Source organism: Paraburkholderia sp., assembly GCF_034668105.1.
In the GTDB taxonomy this organism is placed as follows: domain Bacteria; phylum Pseudomonadota; class Gammaproteobacteria; order Burkholderiales; family Burkholderiaceae; genus Paraburkholderia.
In genome coordinates this window covers 1-5,055 of sequence record NZ_JAXDPY010000699.1, presented here as the reverse complement: position 1 = coordinate 5,055, position 5,055 = coordinate 1, and the positions used below count along the sequence as shown (strand labels likewise).

The following is a 5,055-nucleotide window of genomic DNA, read 5'->3' as shown; positions in this document are numbered from 1 at the left end:
CTGACGACCGACCGGTACGCTGGCGATGGTTTGTGGGTTTGCCGGTGCGACTGCGGGGGTGAGGCAACAGTGAGCGCCGGGCGCCTGCGCCTGGGCAAGGCGCGATCGTGCGGCCGCTGCTTCGGCGCTTCGACAGACTGACCGGCACAGTCTGTCCGATGTGGTCATGGCATGCGCGCTCAATCACGTTACAGCTAATGCCGCCATGGCCTGATGCACTCCCGCTTCGGCGCTGAACTCAACCGGGCAGCTTCACCCTGAAGACAGCGAACGGCCCGGAACGTGGCAGATCATTCTTGAATGCCACCTCCCAGAGGTGGGAGTCTGCGATGTAGAGATAACCCTGGCTGATAGCGAAACCGTCCGCCCAGGAGAGTCTGCCGGGAGCGCGTACGAAGAGGTGCGATTTTACTTTGTGTGTAGCAGGATCGATGTCGAGCGCAACCACGGTGCTGTGTTCGAGATCGCCGCCATAGAGCGTCCCGCGCGCGCTCATGATCAAACCGCCGGTCAATTCAGCCGAGCCGAGATATTGCACCTTGCGCGACAGTTGGGCGGGGCTCAGTCCGGCGTCGATCAGCGCACGGGTCGGCACTCGCCAATAGTTATGATCGGTCAGCGGCCGGTAGTAGAGCCAGTTGGCATCCGGGGAGAGCGCGATGCCATCCGCGTGGATCACGACCTGTTTGCCATCTTTGGTTTGCGCCGGTTGATCGCCGATCATCAGATGCTGCCGGGGATCGGCAAAGGTTGAGCGGTCGCCGACCAGAGTCTGCCGCGATTTGCCGGTTTCAAGGTTCAGCACGACCAGGCTTCCGCGATTAGCCACATTGGTCAGGTACGCGTATCCATGGACGAGGTCGATGCGCACATCGTTGAGGGAGTCGGTCGGGGCTACGGTGCCGTCGAACCCATAGCTGCGGATCACCCTGTTGCTGCTGAGATCGAACTCGACCAGCTTGGGCTTTGCGCCCGGACCGGGGCCCGCCAGCACCGCCCGCCCGGAATCGAGTACCCAGAGATGGTCGGCCTTGTCCACCCACATCGCCTGCGGAACCGCCCACTCGTGCTCCGTATCCGTGCCGGCGGTATTCCAGGCCTGATCAGGATAGGGAGTCACCGCGCCGTTTTGCGCGTTGACCTCGACGAGCCTGTCGCCGGACTGAGCTGCGGGGGCGCTGGCGAAGATGCGGCCTTCGTGGGACACGCCAATGCCCACGAGTTTGAATGTATCGAAAGTCTTGACGGTTTCGAGAGGGGGTCCGTAATCGCCTTGCGGCTGGGCCGATACAGTTGGGGAAATACCGGCGGCAATGGCAGCACAGAGTAGCGCAATATTCGTAAGCTTCACTATTTTCACCTCGGTATCCCTATGCAAAATCATTGACTAGTTCAGGCTAAGATGCAAAAGCGCAAAATCCTATCGGGATTTTTCTCGAAGGTGTCGAGCCTGCGCCGACGAGTCGGTCTTCGTATTATCTGGGGGTGATGTTCAAGACTTACTACGGTTAGTCATGGGCAACCTCTTTTTTACGAGCGAGCCAAGGCCTGAAGCGTGTAATGCGCCGATAAGCTTACTCGTCCGCGGCAATAAAAAGCATTGAGATATAGAGAACGGTCGAGACGACAATGATGCCGACCCCGACTAGCACTTTAGTCCTATTAAATTCGAGCCCACCATTTATTGCAACAGCGATTCCTGCTACCGCAGAAAGGGTTCCTGCAGCCGCCAAGCCGACGTGAATCTTGCTTCGGATAAGCTTTCTCCTTTCGGGTGCAACTGTCGATTTCCAGCGCTTCTGTTCCATTCGAAGCTCCTTCGAGTAGTAAGGCGGCCCTTCGGGCTTCGCCACATCTAACCATAGTGGGCTCAGAAAAGGAATCGCGCTCCTGCATTGAGCAGCCTGCCATTGATGCCCACGTCACGGACGCGGTGCGGGTGGTTTGCGGTGCCGCCGCGGTGATCGAAGTGCTTCGGTGCGGAGAACGACGCACATGACCGGGAGAGGGCCAATCGCTACGATGAGATGACGCCGAACTGCTGGAAGCCCTGACGTCGAGGCAAGCGGTGCCACTGATTCAGTCTTTTGAAACGCCGGCAGATGACCTCGAACAGGCGATCCAGCATCTCCTGATCGCATTTGATAGTTACGTGGGAGCCGTCTCAGAACGCAGGCGAGTCTCTGCTTGAGGCTTATCGATGGTTCTGCCGCTTCGGAAAAACGGGTCGTTGAATCGGTAACCGCTAGAATTGCGGCTTTAGCCCGGAATACGCCAATGTCTTTTGCCTCGCTTGGCCTGATCGATCCCTTGCTGCGTACTGTGCGGGACCTCAATTACCAGACACCTACGCCGGTGCAGGCCAAGGCGATTCCTGCTGTGCTCAGTGGCAAGGACGTGATGGCTGCGGCACAGACCGGCACGGGCAAAACAGCGGGTTTTGCGCTACCGCTGTTGCAACGCCTGGTGCAACACGGCCCGGCGGTGTCCAGCAACCGCGTGCGTGTTCTGGTGCTGGTGCCCACGCGTGAACTCGCCGAACAGGTGCTGCAAAGCTTTATCGATTACGGCAAAGGCCTCGACTTACGATTTCTGGCCGCCTACGGCGGTGTGAGTATCAACCCGCAGATGATGACGTTGCGCAAAGGCGTGGATGTGCTCGTTGCCACGCCGGGCCGTTTGCTGGATCTCAATCGCCAGAACGCAGTGCAGTTCGATCAGGTACAAACGCTGGTGCTGGATGAAGCCGACCGCATGCTGGATCTGGGCTTTGCGCGCGAACTCAACGCCGTCTTTGCTGCGTTGCCCGCTCAGCGCCAGACCTTGCTGTTCTCCGCCACGTTTACCGATGACATCCGCGCCATGGCGGCGGGCATTCTGCGCGACCCGGTCAATATCAGCGTCAGCCCACCCAATGCCACGGCGAGCAAGATCAAGCAGTGGGTGGTGACCGTGGATAAAAAGAACAAACCTGATCTCTTCATGCATCTTGTGGCCGAGAACAACTGGGAGCACGCGCTGGTGTTCGTCAAGACCCGCAATGGCGTGGATTACCTGGCGGCCATGCTGGACGAAGCGGGCTATTCGGTCGACACCATCCACGGCGACAAACCACAACCCGCCCGCATGCGTGCGCTGGAGCGCTTCAAGACGGGCGAAGTAAATATGCTGGTAGCCACCGATGTGGCTGCGCGCGGGCTGGATATCGACGACCTGCCGCTGGTGATCAACGTCGATCTGCCGATCGTGGCGCAAGACTACGTGCACCGCATTGGCCGTACCGGCCGCGCGGGCGCCAGCGGCGTGGCGGTGTCCCTTGTATGTGCGGATGAAGCGCCGCAACTGGCCGCGATAGAAGCGCTGATCCGGCAGACGTTGCGCCGTGAAGAAGAGCCGGGTTTCGAAGCCGAACACCGCGTGCCGCAAACGAGCGCGACGGGCGAGATCATCAAGAAACCCAAAAAGCCGAAGAGGCCCAAAGTGCCGCAAGCTGGGCCGGGCGCCACGCAGGTGCCCAGCAAAAAACCGCGCCCGCAAAGTGGCGACAACAAACGCAAGCCTGCGGCGCAACGCGCTGTGGCCACGGGTAAAGGCACAAGCTTGTCCAGCGGTAGTCCATTCAGCGTGCAAAAGCCACGCAGCAAACCCGCCAGCAAGCCAGCTGCGGATTCACGTAAGCCGGCTGCCAAACCCGCTGATCGCCGCGGCAAACGCCAAACCTGATCCGTGGGGATGAGTAACGCCAGCCCTGGAACAGGCTGGCGGTTTGCGGCCCGCTGGCAGGCAGCGGCGCAAGTGCGAACACGCCCTAGTCCGCAACCGGCATTGGCATGTTCGAGACATTGACCGTGACTCGCGCCAGAAGTCGGTCGGCGTCCTTGTTCTTCAGGCGCAGTGCGCCGGCAGCGACAGCTTTCGCTCGCACGTCGAGGCGAATCCAGTAGTACGGCGCACCTTTCGGCGTGAAGGTGCCGTCGGCCGCGCGTGTGGGGATCCATGAGGCGGGATCAAGTCCGATTTGCAAGGCCATTGCAAACAGCGCATCGGGCGTCGGATCGTCCGAAAACAGACGGCAATGTTGGGCTTGCGGACCGCGAGTGGTCCAGGCGCCGCTTTTCAATTCGTCTACGTAAATCATGATGATCGGCTAACGTAATAGGGGTTTTGCGAGGGCAGCGCCGCCAGCACTACGCCGGTGTTCGGCGTGTCCGGCAACGTGAGGCGCGTTTTGCCGCGTAGCCACACCGAGGCGTCCGATTCGCGTTGACCGGGAAACCTTCCCACCGAGGGCAGCACCGGGTTGCCGGACAAATATGGCGCGCCGAGCGCTTTCTGCTCGACGCCGTTTTGCAGCATGCAAACGACAGTTCTCTCACTGCACAAGACAGAAAACCACGGAGCCGCCGCTTCCACCTGGGTGTCTGGCGGAAGGCAGCCGGAGTCGAACCGACCTGAGAGCGTCTGACGCCCTCAACTGGGTTTGAAGCCCAGCCGCACCACCGGATACGAATGCCTTCCTACGGTGATTGAACTACGTGACCTACGCGTCGCAACTCAAGTGCCGACAATCAAAGCACGTCGAGCCAACGACTATCCGTGCGCATCAAATGCAGGCCACGGTGGAAGCGAGTATAACCAACCCGGTCGAAGAACTCCAAAAGCTGAATCGCGCGTTTTCGGCCAAGACCGGTGACATCGCGAAACGGAGCGGCCGCTACCGTACCCGCATTCTTTTGCGCTTCCGAGGCCGCGATCGATGCCAGTTCGCGAATCACCTCATGATGATAAAAGAGGTCCCGCACGACCTGAAAAAGCTCGCCCTGCCGCGCGAGCTTGCGTAGCAATTGCCGCACGCGATCCTCGGATACACCATGCGCGTTGGCCAGATCGCGGACCCAGGGCGGATCGAAACGTCCCGCTTTCAGCACGGGGAGCAGCGCTGCGGCGAGCGCACGATCGGCGGCGTCGAGGGTCACCGCATGGTCCGGCAGATGCAACCATGGCCCGCGTCTGACGATCTCGCCGCGCGCCGCCGCATCGTCGACTAGCGCGCGC

6 protein-coding genes and 1 tRNA gene are annotated in these 5,055 nt (G+C 60.5%); 1 reads left to right on the top strand and 6 read right to left on the bottom strand.

Annotated features, from left to right (window positions below):
• Positions 1–238: 238 nt before the first annotated feature.
• The gene (locus QOC89_RS30785) at positions 239–1,360 is read right to left on the bottom strand and encodes an L-dopachrome tautomerase-related protein (RefSeq protein ID WP_323048498.1); all 1,122 of its coding nucleotides are present in this window, start codon (positions 1,358–1,360) and stop codon (positions 239–241) included.
• 214 nt (positions 1,361–1,574) lie between these two features.
• Positions 1,575–1,808, bottom strand: a complete 234-nt coding sequence (locus QOC89_RS30780) for a hypothetical protein (protein WP_323048497.1) — start codon at positions 1,806–1,808, stop codon at positions 1,575–1,577.
• Positions 1,809–2,277: 469 nt separating this feature from the next.
• On the opposite strand from QOC89_RS30780, the gene QOC89_RS30775 reads away from it, so the two are divergent.
• Positions 2,278–3,723 carry a DEAD/DEAH box helicase gene (locus QOC89_RS30775; protein WP_323048496.1) on the top strand — a complete coding sequence of 482 codons (1,446 nt, stop codon included), beginning with the start codon at positions 2,278–2,280 and terminating at the stop codon, positions 3,721–3,723.
• An 85-nt stretch (positions 3,724–3,808) separates the two neighbouring features.
• Here QOC89_RS30775 and QOC89_RS30770 read toward each other — a convergent pair whose 3' ends face one another.
• From QOC89_RS30770 to QOC89_RS30755, 4 genes are all read right to left on the bottom strand, one after another.
• Positions 3,809–4,138, bottom strand: coding sequence for a hypothetical protein (locus tag QOC89_RS30770; protein ID WP_323048495.1), 330 nt, complete (start codon positions 4,136–4,138; stop codon positions 3,809–3,811).
• Positions 4,135–4,413: a 2-dehydropantoate 2-reductase N-terminal domain-containing protein gene (locus QOC89_RS30765; protein ID WP_416340515.1), complete on the bottom strand. Its 279-nt coding sequence runs from the start codon at positions 4,411–4,413 to the stop codon at positions 4,135–4,137. Before QOC89_RS30765 ends, QOC89_RS30770 begins: the two co-directional genes overlap by 4 nt.
• Positions 4,414–4,422: 9 nt before the next feature.
• Positions 4,423–4,518: transfer RNA gene (locus QOC89_RS30760), tRNA-Sec, on the bottom strand.
• 50 nt (positions 4,519–4,568) lie between these two features.
• Positions 4,569–5,055: SelB C-terminal domain-containing protein (locus tag QOC89_RS30755; protein WP_323048494.1), on the bottom strand; the 487-nt coding region annotated here is incomplete at its 5' end.